The 17,178-nt window shown below is 42.2% G+C and carries 16 protein-coding genes; 10 read left to right on the forward strand and 6 right to left on the reverse strand.

What is annotated here, in order from left to right; genetic code table 11:
- On the forward strand, positions 1–598 hold a 598-nt coding region (locus ACE1AQ_RS16955; protein ID WP_374808852.1), incomplete at its 5' end, for a Uma2 family endonuclease.
- Here the strand turns inward: ACE1AQ_RS16955 and recN are convergent.
- From recN to ACE1AQ_RS16970, 3 genes are all read right to left on the reverse strand, one after another.
- Positions 575–2,329 carry a DNA repair protein RecN gene (gene recN, locus ACE1AQ_RS16960; protein ID WP_110544560.1) on the reverse strand — a complete coding sequence of 585 codons (1,755 nt, stop codon included), beginning with the start codon at positions 2,327–2,329 and terminating at the stop codon, positions 575–577. The genes ACE1AQ_RS16955 and recN overlap by 24 nt on opposite strands.
- Before the next feature lie 183 nt (positions 2,330–2,512).
- Positions 2,513–3,193, reverse strand: a complete 681-nt coding sequence (rppA, locus tag ACE1AQ_RS16965) for a two-component system response regulator RppA (protein ID WP_002776839.1) — start codon at positions 3,191–3,193, stop codon at positions 2,513–2,515.
- Positions 3,194–3,347: 154 nt separating this feature from the next.
- Complete coding sequence (locus ACE1AQ_RS16970) at positions 3,348–4,406, reverse strand: DUF2157 domain-containing protein (protein WP_110544558.1); 1,059 nt, start codon at positions 4,404–4,406, stop codon at positions 3,348–3,350.
- Positions 4,407–4,584: 178 nt separating this feature from the next.
- Here ACE1AQ_RS16970 and ACE1AQ_RS16975 point away from each other — a divergent pair, with 178 nt between their 5' ends.
- The 3 genes from ACE1AQ_RS16975 to ACE1AQ_RS16985 all read left to right on the forward strand — a co-directional run bounded on the left by ACE1AQ_RS16975 (position 4,585) and on the right by ACE1AQ_RS16985 (position 7,910).
- A complete protein-coding gene (locus ACE1AQ_RS16975; RefSeq protein ID WP_004158521.1) occupies positions 4,585–5,055 on the forward strand; it encodes a DUF29 domain-containing protein in 471 nt (156 codons plus the stop codon).
- A 709-nt stretch (positions 5,056–5,764) separates the two neighbouring features.
- On the forward strand, positions 5,765–6,205 hold the full coding sequence (locus tag ACE1AQ_RS16980; RefSeq protein ID WP_002782820.1) for a Fur family transcriptional regulator: 441 nt from the start codon (positions 5,765–5,767) through the stop codon (positions 6,203–6,205).
- 58 nt (positions 6,206–6,263) lie between these two features.
- Complete coding sequence (locus tag ACE1AQ_RS16985) at positions 6,264–7,910, forward strand: DUF3685 domain-containing protein (RefSeq protein ID WP_110544556.1); 1,647 nt, start codon at positions 6,264–6,266, stop codon at positions 7,908–7,910.
- Between the two features lie 102 nt (positions 7,911–8,012).
- On the opposite strand, the gene lysS is transcribed toward ACE1AQ_RS16985, so the two are convergent.
- Positions 8,013–9,734: a lysine--tRNA ligase gene (lysS, locus tag ACE1AQ_RS16990; protein ID WP_106909564.1), complete on the reverse strand. Its 1,722-nt coding sequence runs from the start codon at positions 9,732–9,734 to the stop codon at positions 8,013–8,015.
- Between lysS and ACE1AQ_RS16995 the strand changes: the two genes are divergently transcribed.
- Positions 9,723–9,872 carry a hypothetical protein gene (locus ACE1AQ_RS16995; RefSeq protein ID WP_374808857.1) on the forward strand — a complete coding sequence of 50 codons (150 nt, stop codon included), beginning with the start codon at positions 9,723–9,725 and terminating at the stop codon, positions 9,870–9,872. The genes lysS and ACE1AQ_RS16995 overlap by 12 nt on opposite strands.
- Positions 9,873–9,876: 4 nt before the next feature.
- Here the strand turns inward: ACE1AQ_RS16995 and ACE1AQ_RS17000 are convergent, their stop codons facing one another.
- On the reverse strand, positions 9,877–10,446 hold the full coding sequence (locus tag ACE1AQ_RS17000; protein ID WP_110544553.1) for a TIGR04376 family protein: 570 nt from the start codon (positions 10,444–10,446) through the stop codon (positions 9,877–9,879).
- Positions 10,447–10,878: 432 nt separating this feature from the next.
- On the opposite strand from ACE1AQ_RS17000, the gene ACE1AQ_RS17005 reads away from it, so the two are divergent.
- From ACE1AQ_RS17005 to ACE1AQ_RS17020, 4 genes are all read left to right on the forward strand, one after another.
- On the forward strand, positions 10,879–11,793 hold the full coding sequence (locus ACE1AQ_RS17005) for an alpha/beta fold hydrolase (RefSeq protein WP_008196403.1): 915 nt from the start codon (positions 10,879–10,881) through the stop codon (positions 11,791–11,793).
- A gap of 34 nt (positions 11,794–11,827) precedes the next feature.
- The gene (gene ispG / locus ACE1AQ_RS17010; RefSeq protein WP_008196405.1) at positions 11,828–13,048 is read left to right on the forward strand and encodes a (E)-4-hydroxy-3-methylbut-2-enyl-diphosphate synthase; all 1,221 of its coding nucleotides are present in this window, start codon (positions 11,828–11,830) and stop codon (positions 13,046–13,048) included.
- 101 nt (positions 13,049–13,149) lie between these two features.
- Positions 13,150–14,196, forward strand: a complete 1,047-nt coding sequence (hisC, locus tag ACE1AQ_RS17015) for a histidinol-phosphate transaminase (RefSeq protein ID WP_008196407.1) — start codon at positions 13,150–13,152, stop codon at positions 14,194–14,196.
- Positions 14,197–14,297: 101 nt separating this feature from the next.
- On the forward strand, positions 14,298–14,570 hold the full coding sequence (locus tag ACE1AQ_RS17020; protein ID WP_008196411.1) for a hypothetical protein: 273 nt from the start codon (positions 14,298–14,300) through the stop codon (positions 14,568–14,570).
- Between the two features lie 941 nt (positions 14,571–15,511).
- On the opposite strand, the gene ACE1AQ_RS17025 is transcribed toward ACE1AQ_RS17020, so the two are convergent.
- Complete coding sequence (locus ACE1AQ_RS17025) at positions 15,512–16,426, reverse strand: Sll0314/Alr1548 family TPR repeat-containing protein (protein ID WP_008196414.1); 915 nt, start codon at positions 16,424–16,426, stop codon at positions 15,512–15,514.
- A gap of 85 nt (positions 16,427–16,511) precedes the next feature.
- On the opposite strand from ACE1AQ_RS17025, the gene ACE1AQ_RS17030 reads away from it, so the two are divergent.
- A complete protein-coding gene (locus ACE1AQ_RS17030; protein WP_106909561.1) occupies positions 16,512–17,138 on the forward strand; it encodes an ABC transporter ATP-binding protein in 627 nt (208 codons plus the stop codon).
- Positions 17,139–17,178: the final 40 nt, after the last annotated feature.

Here is a 17,178-nt window from a genome sequence, read left to right on the forward strand (position 1 = left end):
AGGTAGTTGGGAAGAATACTTAGCAGCGATTAAAAATTTCCCAGAGAATCAAGGAAAAAGTTATTATTACAATGGCTATTATCGATTAGAAATAACTCCTATTGGTAACGATCATGCCAGCGATCATGCTATTTTTATCTTCGCTGTTAGTCTCTATGCTACCCTAAAAAATCTGCCCTTTAATGCCAAAGATAATTGCAGTTTTCGCAGGTCTGGTTATCGAGAAGTTCAACCGGATATATCTTATTATTTTGCAGACAAAGCTAATCTGATTCCCTACGGTACTTCGATTATTGATTTAAATCAGTATCCTCCACCAGATTTAGTCATTGAAATCTCAAAATCTACCCTTAATGATGACTTAGGTAATAAACGCTTACTCTACGAAGAATTAGGAGTTAGTGAATACTGGAGTGTTAACGTCGATTATCCCCAAATATTTGCTTTTGAAATAATTGATCGAGGGAGCAAAAGAATTGATATATCAAAGGTTTTACCTAATTTAAAACTCTCGGTTTTAGAGTCAGCTTTACAACAGGCACGCACCAGAGATCAAAGTCAGGTGGGACGTTGGTTAATCAGTCAATTTCAAGGTTAAATCCTGCGGTTTTTTAGCAGCAGCTTTCTCCAATAAAGACTCGGCAAAAGCGAGGGCATCCGCTGCCGAATTTCCTCCCGTTAATTGTGCCAATTCTTCCCTTCTCGTCTGACGATTATCGAGAGAAGTAACCCGGACAACCGTGCGAATTTCCGAGAGATTAGTGGAATTATCTTCGGCAATCATTTGTTTATAAACTCGAAAATGGTGATCAGCTAAAGCAGCCACTAAGGGTTGATGAGTAACGCACAAAACTTGATATTGTTGACCTAATTGATCTAATTTATCGGCAATTGCTTGAGCAACTTTTCCCGATACTCCCGCATCAATTTCGTCAAAAATTAGGGTGGCTGCTGCCGATTGGGATTGGGAAAAACAGGACTTTAACGCTAGGAGAAAACGACTCATTTCTCCTCCGGAAGCGGTACTGGATAAAGGTTGGATTTTTTCCCCCGGATTGGGACTAAAATAAAATACCACTTGATCGACTCCCAGACTGCTAGGATTACCCGGGTCAATCCGACAGACAAAAATCACCTTTTCCATGGCTAAAGGTTTTAATTCCTGTACCAATTGTTTTTCTAGTTGACTAGCGGTTTCTTGTCGCAAAAAGGTCAACTGGGTGCTAGTTTCTTGATAGATTTTTTCCTGTTGCTGACAAATTTTTTCTAATTCCTCAATCGATTGTCCTTCTCCCGTCAACTCCGCTAATTCCTGCTGTAATTTCTGATAATAATCGATCGCTTCGGCTAAACTTGGGCCATATTTGCGACAAATGCGCTTAAGTTGGACAATTCTCTCTTCTATCTCGTTCAATCTCTCCGGATCTGCCTCTAGACTATCCCCATAAACGTTGATTTCCTGTCCCGCTTCCACCACCTGATTTAATGCCGATCGCACCATCTCTAAAATTGGCTCTAAACTGCTATCATAAACCATCATATTTGTCAAGATATTTTCAGCTTTTCCTAACAAATCAGCGACGGCGGGTTGATCGCGATCATTTTGGTAGAGTAGTTGATAGACTTGATAGCTGGAATTTTGTAAATCGACACCGTGGGAGAGTCGGTTTCTTTCCTGTTCTAACTGTTCCAACTCGTTAGCGTCAGTTAAATTAGCTGATTCTAGTTCTTTTAGTTGATATTCTAATAAATCTAATCTCTGTAGGCGATTTTGTTCCGATTGCAATCTATTATTGAAAATATTCTTGCTTTCTTGCCAGTTAGCGTAGGCTGTGGCTACTTTTTCCCGCTGCAGCAGCAGGGATTCACCCCCGTAGAGATCTAATAATTCCCTCTGTCGATTAGCGTCCATTAACTGAACTGTTTGACCTTGAGCGGTGATTTCTACCAAAAAATCTCTTATTTGCGCCATTTGTTGGCGATTAGCGACGACTCCGTTAATCCGAGAGCGAGAACGCAAGGAATTATTAGTAATCACTAATTCCCGGCTGATGGTCAGACTATTATCCTCTAATGGGTCAATTTCCTGACTTTCTAGCCAAGCAATTAATTCTGGAGTCAGAGAAAAAGTCGCTTCTAGGGTTGATTGTTGGCTTCCCTGACGGATGACGCGATGATTGACTTTACCACCGAGAACAATATCGATCGCATCTAATATAATCGATTTTCCTGCCCCCGTCTCACCGGTCAGTACATTTAATCCGCTGCCGAAAGTTAATTCTAAGCGATCGATGAGGGTAAAATTTTCAATTTGTAGGCAGGATAACATATATCAGTAATCAGTAATCAGTTGCTAAGTAGGTAGGCGTTAAAAATTATCAGATGCCCCCTTATTAAGGGGGGATACCCCCTTAATCCCCCCTTATCAAGGGGGGCAGGGGGGATCGAACCTAAAATCCATTTTTAATTTAATTATAACCAGCTACTTATTCTCATTATCCTTCAGCATTCCCTAATTTTCCCCGAAACGGTAGCCCTTCCCATAGACAGTATTAATTAGAGGTGTTTCTCCAGGCGCTTCGATTTTACGACGCAGTAAGCGCATCAGGGCAGGAACCACATTACTATTAGGTTGCTCTCCTTCTGACCAGAGATGCTGATAAATTTGTTCATGGGTGAGAAGTTGCCCTGGATGGGTCATAAATAAAGTTAACAATTGTATTTCTTTTGCTGATAAACTGATCGTGCGACCGTGACGATAGGCCACTTGATTTTCGCTATCGAGTTCTAAATCAGCACATTTTAATTTACTGCTATTACTAGCTTCAAAATTGGGAGAACGACGCAATAAAGCGCGGACTCTCGCTAATAATTCTCGCAGTTGAAAGGGTTTGACTAAATAATCATCAGCACCAGCATCTAATCCCGCCACTCGATCGTCTATGGTATCCTTAGCGGTTAGAAATAAAACGGGAGTGGTGTCCCCTTGATTGCGTAAATATTGACAGATTTGTAATCCGGATTGCTGGGGTAACATCCAATCGAGAATTAAGAGGTCATAATTATTCTCTTGTGCCAATTCTAACCCCGTCCGACCATTATCAGCAATATCAACTTCATAGCCTTCTTGAGCAAGAATTTGTTCTAAGGGTTCGGTTAATTCTTTTTCATCATCAACGATAAGTATTCGCATAGAAGGAAGATTATCAGTTATCAGTTATCAGTTATCAGTTATCAGTTATCAGTTATCAGTTATCAGTTATCAGTGATCAGTTATCAGATGTGAGTTATCAGTTCACTGTTTACTGATTACTGTTTACTGATCACTGAAAAACCATTTCTCCTAATTATCTATCTTTGGGTAATAAATTGCGCCATTCGAGAGGGATATAACTTTCAATAAATCTAGCTAGGGTGGGGTAATGACGCTGGTACAAAATTCCCATATAGATAATACCAAGTCCTAGGACGGTTAGGGCAAAGGGAAAGAAAATTGAATCGGCAAAGATACGATAGGAGAGATAGGAAAGATAGGCAAATACTCCGACACCTCCGAAAACCACAAATAATCTTCTTTTTAGCAGGACGGATAATAACATCAATCCCAAGTTAATTAGACAGTACAAAAATCGTTGCGCTTCATTATCATCGATGAGGAGAGATAAACTAAACCAAAACATAATTAATCCGAATAAGTACAGCCAAAAAGCAAAATCACCCCGACTACGACGCTGACGTACATCAATTAAATAGGCAGTTATCAAACAGGCAATTCCAAACCAAAAGGATACCCACAGTCGCAGTCTCCATGTATATTCGTTCTCTCCAAATAGTAAAGGAGTTAAGTCCATTGACATATACCACAGACTAAAGGCAATGGGTGCAGTTAAAAAAGGAAATTTAACAAATCGCAAAGTTATTAATCCCGCGATAATCGTGCCTAATTCCATTAAAAACCAACTGCCTTTAATCCATGTATGGAAATCTCGATAGATGCCAGGATATCCGGCTTGCCAGTATCCTGTCCAGCGTTGTAAACCGTAGATTGCTAAGGGAGTCATTGCCACTGCCATGGTAAATAAAAGGCCGCCGGGGATTTTGAGATTTTGCTGAAAATAGAGATTTTTACCGGTGAAAATAAAACAAATTGCATAAAACAGGGCGATAAAAAATAGTCCTGCACCACCGAAACTCTCCCAAGCTTCGTTCATAAACCACCCCAGGGCAGAGATAACAATTAATGCCCCAAAATAATAGGCCACATTAGCAAAATTAAAGCGAGGGCGATTAACTTCATCTTCTTGGGGATAACGGGATAAAAAAGCCGTCCATAAATTTTCAGCTTGGCTGGCAGTAATTAGGTTTTGTTGTACCGCCCAATCAAAATCTTCTTTTTCTAGTCTCATAACATTCTCTAGTCCTTAAGCTAAGATGTATTTTAACCGCTTATCCTAAGGATAAGGGAATAGGGCATAGGCGCAAATGTTAAATCCTGTAGTAAAACTTAACATTTACCGATTGCAACATCCGAAATCTGCAAAATAGAGTATAATTCAATCTATATTAACTATTATCGAAGCCATCATGATAACTAAATCAGAACTCTATGAACAAGATTTTCAATTATGGCTGATAACAACAATAGGTCAGTTAGAACAAGGAGATTTTCAGGCATTAGATGTATCTCATTTGGTTGAGGAGTTAAAAGAATTGGGTAAATCAGATAAAAATGCCTTGGAAGGAAATTTAATGATTTTGCTGGCTCATTTACTGAAACTAAAAGTACAATCCTCCGCCCCTGAAAGCATGAAATCTAGCTGGTATAGCTCCATTGTCGAACACAGGGAACGAGTTATCGCCTTACTAGAAAACACCCCTTCTTTGAAATCTCATTTAGCAATCGCCATCGATAAAACCTATCCTAAAGGTCGCAAAATTGCCATCAAGGAAAGTAAATTGGCTGACTTTGGAATTGCGATTCCTCCAGAGGAAGCATATCCCTTAGACTGCCCTTTTTCCTTAGAACAGATTCTTGATGAAGATTTCTATGGCTGATAATTCATATTTAATCCATCAGCTAAGACACTTTCAAAATGCTTCTAAAAAGTCTTCAAATATCAAAAACTGGGAAGCTATACAAGTCACATCTGTCTCCCGATACTAAGCGATTCGACTGACTTTAAATAGAGCTTACAAGCTTTTTTGCCCAACCCTAGTTAATCAGCCTGCAAAAAATAAGTAAAAATTATAATTTTAAGATAAACAAGTAAAATATTTAAATATTTGGGGCGATTAGTTAAATGTAACAAGTAAGTTACAACATTTTGATTTTCCCAGAATTTGCCAAAATTTGGCTGTAAATCGGGGTTGCCTACATTTAATAATATGGTATAATCGTGGTATGCTGTTGGCTTAGTTTAAGCATTAAACCTCAAATCAACGCAAAATCAAGGCAATCAGGGGAATGTGTTGATACTCTTGCCCAAAAAAAGCCGCTAGTGGTGACATTTTTTTGTGTGACAATTTTTGAAGTTTTGTAAAGGCTATTGACTTAAAACCAGAATTATGCAGGCTGAGAATTTTAGTACAAATGGTCAGGCTCTTTCTTGCTGCTCCTGTCTTCCGACAACGAAAATTTCCTATCTCACCATTGAGATAACTGCTCTGAGATGGGCTGAAAACTGGGGCAATGTGGACATCGATCGAAAGACTAAGCTAAACTGGTAATGACTATGTATTAGGGCGGAGGTCAACGGATACAACTATGGACAATTTGGAGGTAAAACAAAAACCGATCCGGTGTTTAGAAGATGCGATCGAAAGGTGTCAAACTTTAGGAATGCGGGTTAGTCGTCAGCGTCGCTATATTTTAGAATTGCTGTGGCAAGCGCGGGAACACCTATCAGCGAGAGAAATTTATGATCGTCTCAATCTGCAAGGAAAAAACATCGGTCATACCTCAGTGTACCAAAACCTAGAGGCTCTATCGGGTCAAGGCATTATCGAATCTGTGGAACGCTGGGACGGCAGACTCTACGGTAACATCAGCGATTCCCACAGTCACATCAATTGTCTGGACAGTCAGGAAATCATCGATGTGCATATCCAACTTCCCCCAGAATTAATTAAACAGGTCGAGGCATCAACGGGGGTAAAAATTACCGATTATCGCATCGATTTCTATGGCTATAAACAAAACAAATGAGCCGGATCACTGTATAATTGACCCTGTGAATAGTATCCGTTGACAGGCTGCAACTCTTGTGATCGATCGCCCTCTCACCCTAATTATCATCGATAATGACCCGATTTTCCGCTTGGGTCTGGTGCAGGCCTTGTCGCAGATAGAAAATATTAGTATCGTCACCGAAGGGGATTTAGAAACAATTTTCGCTTTGACTCTGAATCCCTCCCCCGAAATTATTATTATCGATCCTCTCTTTGATTGGTCTTACTGTGAAATTCTCCACTCTCGCTATCCCGAAAGTAAAATTGTTCTATTAACCTTTCCTCTCGACTCCCGACAGCAACTAATCGCCAGAGAATTAGGCATCGCTGGTTATATTCCCAAAGGCACAAACCTAGAGCAATTTATCACTATTTTAGGACAAATTTCCCGGGATGAATCCCCGGATGTTGCCCCTTCTGCTCTCACCATTGCTACCCGTCCAAGTTTAGCTCCTAGCCATTGGTTAATTGCTGCCGGAAGAACGGGATTAAATCGCATCGAAAGTGAATTACATTTAATTGATCTCCATCTCAATCAACAGTCTTTATCCGGCTTTGATCGCTTTTATTGGCAGGGGAGAAAACGAGAACTTTTAGCAGCCCTATGGCTAGTGAGAAAACTAATTCCCCTGGAAGGTAGCTCTTACAATTCAGCTTCAGCGACACCTCCGATAATAATTAACAATATCGATCGGGAATTACCAATTTTAAGCCGCGAGCGTCCCCTGTGTGTTTCGGCAGTTTTTGAGTCCACTTTAGCAGTCATTCGATCGCCTTTAATTAATAGAACAAAGATTAGTTTTGAAATTGATGTTTTACAGGATAATCGGCAACGGGAATTATTGTATTTAGTTCTCGATGAAATTCGTAAAAATGTCGATGAAATGAGATATTTACAGGTTAGCAGTGGGGAATTAACCAGTCGCTTAAATCTGATTATTTACGATATCTGGGAGAAAGTTACCCGTAAATTTTTAGAAATTAATACCTCGGTTTATGACGAAATTAGTAAAGGCAGACTTAACGAAATTATTCTGGAAGAAAGAGAGGCAATTCAAACAGAAATCCTCAATAAAATTCCTTTTACTCTTGACTTATTTTCCTATTTAGTGTACGAAAATAGTTTAACTATTGACGGAGTAGGATACCGGGCTAATGCTCCTGAAACTATCGCCAGAGCCGAAATTCTCCTGCAAAATCTCATTCATAATATTGCCAATGCAGTGACGGTAATTATTCTCAATAACTTCTCGGAATCGGAAAGAATCAAACAAAAACTTTACCGGTCGGAATTTCTCATCGCCAGAAAATTAGCTAAAATCCGCAATGAATTATCTTGGAAATACCGACGGCAACAATACTGGCAAGAACCCAAAGATATCTTTGAAAGTCAATATCAATTATTTCACTATAGCGAGGGACAAATCAAATCTTTAGCCATTTATTCCCCCCGACAGGAAGAATTAAACAGTTTAACAGGCATACCCTGGTTAGTTTCGATCGCCTTAGAATTAAGAGACTCTTTATCTCCTCGTTTACGCGCTTTTTTTCGGGTGGTGGGTAAGGGAGTAGTCTATATTCTTATCCAAGTTATCGGTCGCGGTATTGGTTTAGTAGTTCGCGGGGTTTTACAGGGAGTTGGTAACACTTGGCAGGAAGTCAAAGGTAAAAAGGGATCATGAATGATAACTGATAACTGATAACTGATAACTGATAACTGATAACTGATAACTGATAACTGATAACTGATAACTGATAACTGATAACTGAAGTGACCCTAACTTTTACAATTCCTTGTCAAAACTGTATTTATCGCGAATTTGTCCGACAAAAAACTGTCCTTTCGATGGTGCAGACTGAAAGTCTTTATATACTGCCAAAGGTAGATCATGATAAAGATAGATACCACCGTGATTAAATTCCACTTTCAGAATTTTTTTGTCCTCATCGTAGTCAAAAGATTTAATCGCTGTACTTTGACTTTTTAATAAGGGGAAAGCAATCACATCGCGAATACTGGCAGAATCGGTTAATAACATGATCAGGCGATCGATGCCAATTCCTAAGCCTCCCGTGGGGGGCATTCCGTATTCTAAAGCGGTTAAAAAGTCCTCATCAACGCCTTGGGCCTCTAAGTCTCCGGCCGCTTTTTTGAGTGCCTGTGCTTCCAATCTTTGCCGTTGATCGATGGGATCGGTTAACTCAGAAAAACTATTAGCTAATTCCCGTCCAACCACATATAATTCAAATCTTTCCACGAGGTCAGTTTTTGAGCGATGGGGTTTAGCTAAAGGGGAAATTTCCACGGGAAAATCTAGCACAAAAGTGGGCTGTATTAGGGTTTCTTCGACTTTTTGTTCAAAAGCTTCATTTAGGAGCTTACCGATGGTTTTACAGTCCTCTGGAACGCCAATACCGGCATTTTCTGCGGCAATACGAGCCGACTCGAAATCCTCAAAACTATTCAAGTCAACCCCAGTTATTTCTTGGACTAATTCGTGCATAGTCACTCGTCGCCAAGGGGGAGTTAGGTCAATTTCCCTGTCTTGATAGGTGATTTTCAGCGTACCTAAAACATCTTGTGCAGCGTTAACAATAATGTTTTCGGTTAACTCCATCATGTCATAATAATCGGCGTAGGCCTGATAGATTTCGATGGAAGTAAACTCAGGGTTATGTTTAGTAGAAACCCCTTCATTGCGAAAAATTCTGCCTAACTCAAAGACTTTTTCAAAACCACCGACTATTAATCTTTTTAGATGTAACTCGGTGGCAATGCGGAGATATAACTCCATCTCCAGCGTATTATGATAGGTGATAAACGGTCTAGCATCGGCTCCTCCCGCTTCACTTTGTAGCACGGGAGTTTCAATTTCAATAAAACCTTCTTGGTCTAAATATCTGCGAATAGCAGCGGTAATTTGGGCGCGACGGCGAAAAGTTTGTCGCACTTCGGGATTAACAATTAAATCCACATATCTTTGTCGATAACGTTTTTCTACATCGGTTAAACCGTGCCATTTATCCGGGAGAGGTAAGAGGGATTTGGTGAGAATTTCGTACTGATTTACATAGATAGATAATTCGCCGCGTTCTGTGCGTTTAATTGTGCCTTTTGCGCCTAAAATATCGCCTGTATCGGTTAGTTTAATCACCGTGTTAAAGGCATTCGGCACGGCGGCCATGGTTTCACTAATGCGTTTTTTATCGAGGTATAATTGAATCGTTCCCGTTTCATCTTGCAGGTTAAAAAAGGCTAGTTTACCCATGATTCTTCGGGCAATAATCCGACCAGCAATCGCCACTTCTGTGCTAATTTCTTCTCCCGGTGCTAAGTCAGCGTACTGCTCTTGTAGTTGTTGAGCGTGAGCGGTAGATTTCCACTGATAAGCGTAGGGATTTAAGCCAGCTTTTTGCAATCCTGCCACTTTTTCTAAACGAGCGGCCCGGATTTCTTCGAGGGTAGAGGAGGGTTGATTTTCAGGATTTTGTGCTTGAGATGCCATCGTTTTCTAAGAGGAACAATTCTGGGGAATTTTTTAGGTGTTGGGGATTTCAGTTATCAGTTATCAGTTATCAGTTATCAGTTATCAGTTATCAGTTATCAGTTATCAGTTTACTGTTTACTGTTCACTGCTCACTGAAAAATTATCGTCCCATTTCTCGCTTTAATTTTTTCAATTCTTCTTCCATTTCCCATTCTTTAAATTTTAGATCGAGATTATCGTAGTTCGAGCGCTGATAGTCCGATTCTTGGGGTTGATCCCAAAAAGTGGTTTCCCAGTCACGCGACTGATTTTTAGGGGCTTTTTCGGCTTTAATTTGCACTTCTTGACGACGTTGTTGGACTTGTTGCAGTAACTCTTGGGATTGACTCAGACGTTTTTTCACTCCTTCCATCCGTCCCCAAAGTTGATTACCCTCACGGAAGAGGGCCGCCTCGCGTTCACTGGCAGCCTTAACCAAGTCCTGCCGTCCAGCAGCCTTAGCCTTATCGATTCTAGCGTGCCAAGTTTGGATATCTTGGGCAGTGGCCAAAATTTGCTGTTCGAGACGTTGACGCTCATTTTCTAGGGCGGTAATCAGTTTAGCAGTATCGCGCTCCTGTTCGCGCAGTTGTTCCACCAGCGCCTGTAATTCTAATTGGGGATGACTTCTGAGAAATTCTTCCAGTTGGGTTTCAAGAAAGCGACTGACATCATCAAATAGATTGCCCATCTGTGCAGTATCCTAAATTTGCAATTAAAGTCTAGGAGCGATTTTAATCCCCCTCTTTTTAGCATAGGCTAGATCAACCCTAGATTTAAATAGGGGCTGCTGAAAAAGTTTGTTGGTGGGGTTAGGAGTCAGGAGTCAGTAGCCAGTCGTTTCAGGCTTTGTTGTCCTCTTTTTTTTGTACCAGTTTGTGTACTTAAGTAAGGATAATACAAGGTTTTTGAAGGTCTTAATCCTATTTTCGCAGCATGAACGTCGGATTTTAGCAGGTCAAAAGCCTTATTTTAAAAGGGTTTTACCATTATTCAGCAAGACCTAAATATATTTGGAAAAAGTAGTACAAAAATGTTATTCGGTTGTGGGTTAGGCAGGGGGAAACCCGTATAATAAAACTAGAGTAATATTTCCTGAAACCCTCTTAATTGTTTGACTTAAGTGACAACTTCACCAGCTTGGACAGAACGCATCGGTTATCAACGGGATTGGGTGTGGCGCGGTTGGCAAATTCGTTATAGTTTTATGCCGGCAAAAAACCCCCAAGATGTCGATAATCCCCCTTTAATTTTACTGCACGGATTTGGAGCGGCGATCGAACATTGGCGCCATAATATTCCTATCCTCAGCCAAAATCATCGAGTTTATGCGGTAGATTTATTAGGTTTTGGTGGTTCGCGCAAAGTGCAGGTTCCCTATACCGTTAATCTCTGGGTGGAACAGATACACGATTTCTGGCAAACTTTTATCAATAGACCGGTGGTATTAGTGGGAAATTCGATCGGTTCTTTAGTTAGTATGGCCCTAGGGGGTAAATACCCAGAAATGGTAGCCGGATTAGTTATGCTCAGTTTACCCGATGTCAGCCGTCGGCGGGAAATGATCGCCGATTGGTTATTAAATATCGTCACTCCCATCGAAAACTTTTTCACTTCTCCTTGGCTATTAAAACCGATTTTTTACTATCTGCGTCGTCCGCAAGTCTTGAAAAAATGGACAGGAATCGCCTACGAAGACAAGAAAGCAGTCAGCGACGAATTAGTACAAATTATCGCCGCCCCAACCTTAGATGAGGGGGCAGCCGAGGCCTTTATTTCCCTAGCACAAGCTGTCAATCATCCCGAATATTGTCCACCAGCAAAGTTAATTTTACCACGCTTAGAAATCCCGATTTTATTATGTTGGGGCAAGCAAGATCGGATGGTTCCCGTCCAGTTAGCTCAGGGTTTTGTCTTCCTTAATCCTAGGATTAAATATGTAGAATTTGACCGGGCCGGTCATTGTTTACAGGATGAATGTCCTGACCGTTTTAACCCAATTTTATTGGAGTGGCTAGAATCTGTCCCTGTTCTTTGAGAGAATAGGGAGAGTGATTGTTGGTGATAGTCCTATGCAAACCTTGGAATCGACGCTCAAACCCCCCGCAACTGCCTCCGAATTCGACACCACGATTCACCGACGCAAAACCCGTCCCGTCCGGGTAGGTAGCGTTACCATCGGTGGTGGTCATCCCGTGGTCGTGCAGTCGATGATTAACGAGGATACCCTTGATATAGATGGTTCCGTGGCCGGTATCCGTCGCCTCCATGAAATCGGCTGTGAAATTGTCCGCGTCACCGTGCCGAGTCTGGCCCACGCCACCGCCTTGGCTAAAATTAGGGAAAAACTGCTCGCCACCTATCAACCCGTGCCGTTAGTAGCCGACGTACATCACAACGGCATGAAAATCGCCCTAGAAGTGGCCAAACACGTCGATAAAGTGCGGATTAACCCCGGTTTGTACGTTTTCGAGAAACCGAAAGCCGACCGCAGCGAGTACAGTCAAGCAGAATTTGATGAAATTGGCGAAAAAATTGCCGAAACCCTGAAACCTTTGGTGATTTCCCTGCGAGATCAAGATAAAGCGATGCGAATCGGCGTTAACCACGGTTCTCTGGCCGAAAGAATGCTCTTTACCTACGGCGACACCCCCGAAGGAATGGTACAGTCGGCTTTAGAATTTATCCGCATCTGCGAATCCCTCGATTTTCGCAATCTGGTGGTTTCCCTGAAAGCTTCCCGCGTGCCGGTGATGGTGGCCGCCTATCGTCTCATGGTTAAGCGCATGGACGAGTTAGGTATGGATTATCCCCTGCATTTGGGGGTTACTGAGGCAGGAGATGGGGAATACGGACGAATTAAATCCACTGCCGGGATTGCCACTCTCTTAGCAGACGGTATTGGTGATACGATTCGCGTTTCTCTGACGGAAGCTCCCGAAAAGGAAATTCCCGTCTGTTACAGCATTCTCCAGGCCCTGGGACTACGGAAAACCATGGTCGAATACGTTGCCTGTCCTTCCTGTGGTCGCACTCTTTTTAATTTAGAAGATGTCCTGCAGCAAGTGCGTGCAGCGACTAAACACCTCACCGGACTCGATATCGCCGTTATGGGTTGTATTGTCAATGGACCGGGAGAAATGGCCGACGCAGACTATGGTTATGTGGGGAAACAGGCCGGTTATATTGCCCTTTATCGCGGTCGCGAGGAAATTAAACGAGTCCCCGAAAGTGAAGGTGTAACCGAGTTGATTAATTTAATTAAAGCCGATGGCCGTTGGGTAGAACCTTAATTAGTTTTACCGGTAGGGGTTGACATCTGTTCAACCCCCGATCATCGGCGAGGATTTGTTATAATGGAAAGCTTGCTAGAAATTGCCGACCCAGAGAGTCCATGCTACCTACACGCGATTGTGTTCGTCAAACCCCCGCTTACACTCCGGGAGAACAGCCCCAAACTGCGGGATTTACCAAACTTAACACCAATGAGAATCCCTATCCCCCACCGGCGGAAATTTTTGCCCACCTGCCAGAGCAATTAGAGAAAGTCCGACTCTATCCCGATCCTATCTCCAAAGAGTTACGGCAAACGGCGGCGGAATTATACGGCATCACAGCTGATCAGATAATCGCGGGTAATGGCTCCGATGATATCCTTAATATCGCCCTGCGAACTTTTGTTAACCCTTGCGAAAGTGTCGCTTTTTTGGATTTAACCTATTCCCTTTACGAGACAATTGCCCGGGTACACGGGGCAAATATTATCGAATTTCCCACTAATGATAAATTTGAATTAGCAGGACCGATTATTTGTCCGGAAGCGAAATTAATTTTTCTAGCTTCTCCTAATCCTCCCCTCGGTAAACATCTTGATCGCGACTATTTAGAAGCAACCTGTGCTAATGCCTCGGGATTGGTATTAATTGATGAAGCTTATGTGGATTTTAGTGATGACAATCATCTCGATTTTCTCTCCCGTTACGATAATGTCATCATTAGTCGCACTATGTCGAAAAGTTATAGTTTAGCGGGGTTAAGAGTCGGTTTCGGTTTTGCTTCCAGGGCAATTATCGAACAGATGGATAAGGTGCGTGATTCCTATAATTTAGATCGCATCGCTCAAACTTTAGCCACAGCAGCTTTAAAACACCATAATTATTTTGAGCAAGTTTGGCAAAAAGTCTGTCAAACCCGCAGCCGTTTAATTACTTCTCTGCGCGAGTTGGGATTTATTGTTTTTGACTCGGAAGCTAATTTTATCCTCGCTTCTCCCCCGCACATTAGTGCCAGTGAGTTATATAATCAACTGAAAGAGCGTCAGATATTAGTGCGATATTTTAAACATCCTCGCATTCAGAATTATGTGCGGATTTCTATCGGGACTGATGGGGAGATTGATCGCCTTTTATCTGCTATTCAAGAGATTATGGGAACAAATTAATCTCTATTTTAGTCAAGCTTTTATTAGTACTTTAAACCCTGATAATTCCTCGAAAAAAAGGCTAGATCGAGCGGAACAAAGCATCGACAAACAAGGGTCTAATGTCCTGTTGTTTCTCCCGATTACTAGCCTTGGCTATTAAGATTATTAGTCCAACAAAAGGATTAAATACTAGCGCACAAATTTTTGAACTTATGCAATTTTATCCGCAAGGAATCACAGTTCAAGAATTGAGTGAGCGCCTAAATCGTCCCGTTTCTATGCTCAATCTTTGTCTAAAATCTTTGGTCGCTTCTAAAAAAATCGTGGCCAGAAAAAATCATAATCAGTGGGTTTATACTAGACCTCTTGTAAACATCAAAAATTGTTGTTAGGGTTAGGAGTCATTCCCGATGAAAAAATTTTCACCCCCACAGATGAAAGAGGTTTCCTTCCCTACACCCCACACCCGTTCGGACCCTGGCTTGAGATTTCGGACGTTCGGCGGGCTCAGTCGAGCGGACGGTGAGCCTGTCGAACCGCCGCGTGAGCTTTTGTCGAACGCTGAGCTCACGGCCAAAGCCTGACTCCTAACCCCACCAACAAACTTTTTCAGCAGACCCTAAGTAGTCGGACATAAATTCTGTTGTCTATCTTAAGAAATGTAAATTGCCGCAATTCTTACTGACTCACGACTTGAAAGAGGGTGTAGGGTGTGGTGCGATTCGTTGGCTAGAAACTAGACGGTAAGACGTTTAGAGGATTAGCCGCTTGGTAAATGTAGTACCTTGATAAGGTTATAACCCCACAGGTGCGGGTTAGTAATAACCTTAGTCCTGTCCTCTAGATGCCTAGAGTGGCGCCATTTCCTGCTGCTTTAGACTTGGTACATCTGAGGTAGTGATACTAAATCCGTTGAGTATAGGCTACTTATGAGGACAGGCAAAAGGCAATAGGCAAAAGAGGTAATAGATAATCAGTTTTTAATAACCGGATTTAGTATGAGTCTGCCCGTTCTGGGCAGTAGGAAACCATCCACAAGTCAATAGAGGGAGAGGATGCCCTTAAAAGGCAAGGCTTTGAGTAACATCAAAGATATGCTAACAAAGGGTTGGTAGCGACAATTGGCGATGCCTCTGGGTATTCTGGTTCGACTGACTTTCAGGCTAGAAAGCTCTATTGAAGGAACAACCTTTTTGTCTTAGCCCTAATTGGAGCCTATCATATTTTCAGGCTTGGCGGTGCCAACTTTGGCATCGGGACTGCCTCCTGCCTTTTGCCTTCAGCAACTGATTACCGATAAAAAGCCCAAATATTGACTATTTTTAGGCGTTTTTCAACGACTAGCGGTGTTTTCTAGGGATTTAATCTCCTCCTGTACCTTACGGTGTTCGCGATTTAACTGTTTTTTGACCGATTCGGGGAGTTGTTCCTGTTTTTTCAGGGCATTATTAAAGTAATCTAGTGCCAGTTTCAAAGAGCCGGTATTTTTATCCGTATTGCCTTGAATTCTCAGGATTTGACCCTTCAGATACATTAATTCCGGATTCTCGGGGGTCGCTTTCAGAGCGTTATCGATAAACCGCAAAGCCTGATCGTACTGCTTTAAATCCCGGTAAGCTAGAGCTATACCTCGATCAACCAAGTAATCGGGACTTCCGTAGGTTTCTAGCCTTTCAATTGCCTCTTGGGGACTAGAAAAGGGCAGATTAACCGCTAAAATCAAATCCATATAACCCTTCAACAGGTTCAATTCCGGATCCGTGGGATTAACCTTTTCTGCGGTTTCCAAATACTGAAACACCTGTTGTAATCTGGGGATAGCCGATACTGCTCCTTCGGTTTGAAAAACGTAGGTTCCCTCTAAAAAACTCCCCACCGCTAGATACAAATTTCCCCTTAAAGGGTCGCTGTCCTGCATTTGTTTGGCCGCTGCCTTAGTTTTCTCGGAGTAGGTTTTTAGGGTGTTCCAATCCTGGTCGGTAAAAGCAAGAGAGGCACGCATAGCATGGGACAAAGGTTCTTCGGGTTCCTTTTCCGTGGCCTCAACAATTAATTTTTTTGCCTCTAGATAGTTACCTTGTTTAAAAATAGCGTTAAAAGCGGCCTCGGTCTTATCACCAATCGGTCGGGGATTGGTTTTGCGGAAAGGATCTCCGGCTAATCCCGGACCAATCCAGTTAACCACTACCATAACAGCTAGGGAAGCACCGATCGCCATTTTTTTCGTTAAACCTAACCTCAGCACCATGGTCAAAAGTCTCCTTGAGCGAATGAAAAAATCTGTCACAATAGAAACGGGTTTCTAGACTTAATTTCCAGTTATTTTCTTGTCAATGCTTTATCTCAAAGATGTGGTTTATCATCCTCCCGCTGCCCTCAATCCCATTTTACAGGGGATTAATCTCGAATTAGCACCCCAAGAATTAGGTCTGATTGTCGGGCCCAGTGGTTCCGGAAAAACGACTCTTTTGGAAATTCTAGCAGGCTTTGCCGATAAAACAGGAGGGACGATTCACTGGCGCGACCAAGAATTAACGGTGCTGCACCTGCAACAATTAGGAGGAATCGTTTTTCAGTTTCCCGAACGTCATTTTTGCGGTAAAACCATCCTTGAGGAGTTGCGTCTCGGTCATCCAGAGATTCAAAGCGATCGCTTAACGGCAGCCCTAAAGGAGGTAGGATTAGAAAATATTCCTCTAGATACTCCTCCCCACAATCTTAGTGGGGGTCAACAGCGTCGTTTATCCCTCGCTGTCCAGTTAATCCGGCAGCCTAATCTGTTACTTCTTGATGAACCTACGGCCGGTTTAGATTGGTCGATGCGTCGTCAATTGGCTAAACTTCTCGCTAGTCTCAAACAACACTGGACTTTATTAGTAGTTAGTCACGATGCCGGAGAATTACTCCCCATTGCTGACCGTCACTGGAAAATTGAACAAGGACATTTGAGGGAATTATAAAGTGAAAAAACAGATAGTTGAGGTGTTGGGGTTTTGGGGT

Source organism: Microcystis sp. BLCC-F209 (assembly GCF_041928595.1).
GTDB lineage: Bacteria > Cyanobacteriota > Cyanobacteriia > Cyanobacteriales > Microcystaceae > Microcystis.

Excerpts from the sequence above, each read along its gene's own strand:
- recN (WP_110544560.1), bottom strand. The coding sequence starts at position 2,329 with ATGTTATCCTGCCTACAAATTGAAAATTTTACCCTCATCGATCGCTTA.
- rppA (WP_002776839.1), bottom strand. The coding sequence starts at position 3,193 with ATGCGAATACTTATCGTTGATGATGAAAAAGAATTAACCGAACCCTTA.
- ACE1AQ_RS16970 (WP_110544558.1), bottom strand. The coding sequence starts at position 4,406 with ATGAGACTAGAAAAAGAAGATTTTGATTGGGCGGTACAACAAAACCTA.
- ACE1AQ_RS16975 (WP_004158521.1), top strand. The coding sequence starts at position 4,585 with ATGATAACTAAATCAGAACTCTATGAACAAGATTTTCAATTATGGCTG.
- ACE1AQ_RS16980 (WP_002782820.1), top strand. The coding sequence starts at position 5,765 with ATGGACAATTTGGAGGTAAAACAAAAACCGATCCGGTGTTTAGAAGAT.
- lysS (WP_106909564.1), bottom strand. The coding sequence starts at position 9,734 with ATGGCATCTCAAGCACAAAATCCTGAAAATCAACCCTCCTCTACCCTC.
- ACE1AQ_RS17000 (WP_110544553.1), bottom strand. The coding sequence starts at position 10,446 with ATGGGCAATCTATTTGATGATGTCAGTCGCTTTCTTGAAACCCAACTG.
- ispG (WP_008196405.1), top strand. The coding sequence starts at position 11,828 with ATGCAAACCTTGGAATCGACGCTCAAACCCCCCGCAACTGCCTCCGAA.
- hisC (WP_008196407.1), top strand. The coding sequence starts at position 13,150 with ATGCTACCTACACGCGATTGTGTTCGTCAAACCCCCGCTTACACTCCG.
- ACE1AQ_RS17020 (WP_008196411.1), top strand. The coding sequence starts at position 14,298 with ATGTCCTGTTGTTTCTCCCGATTACTAGCCTTGGCTATTAAGATTATT.
- ACE1AQ_RS17025 (WP_008196414.1), bottom strand. The coding sequence starts at position 16,426 with ATGGTGCTGAGGTTAGGTTTAACGAAAAAAATGGCGATCGGTGCTTCC.
- ACE1AQ_RS17030 (WP_106909561.1), top strand. The coding sequence starts at position 16,512 with ATGCTTTATCTCAAAGATGTGGTTTATCATCCTCCCGCTGCCCTCAAT.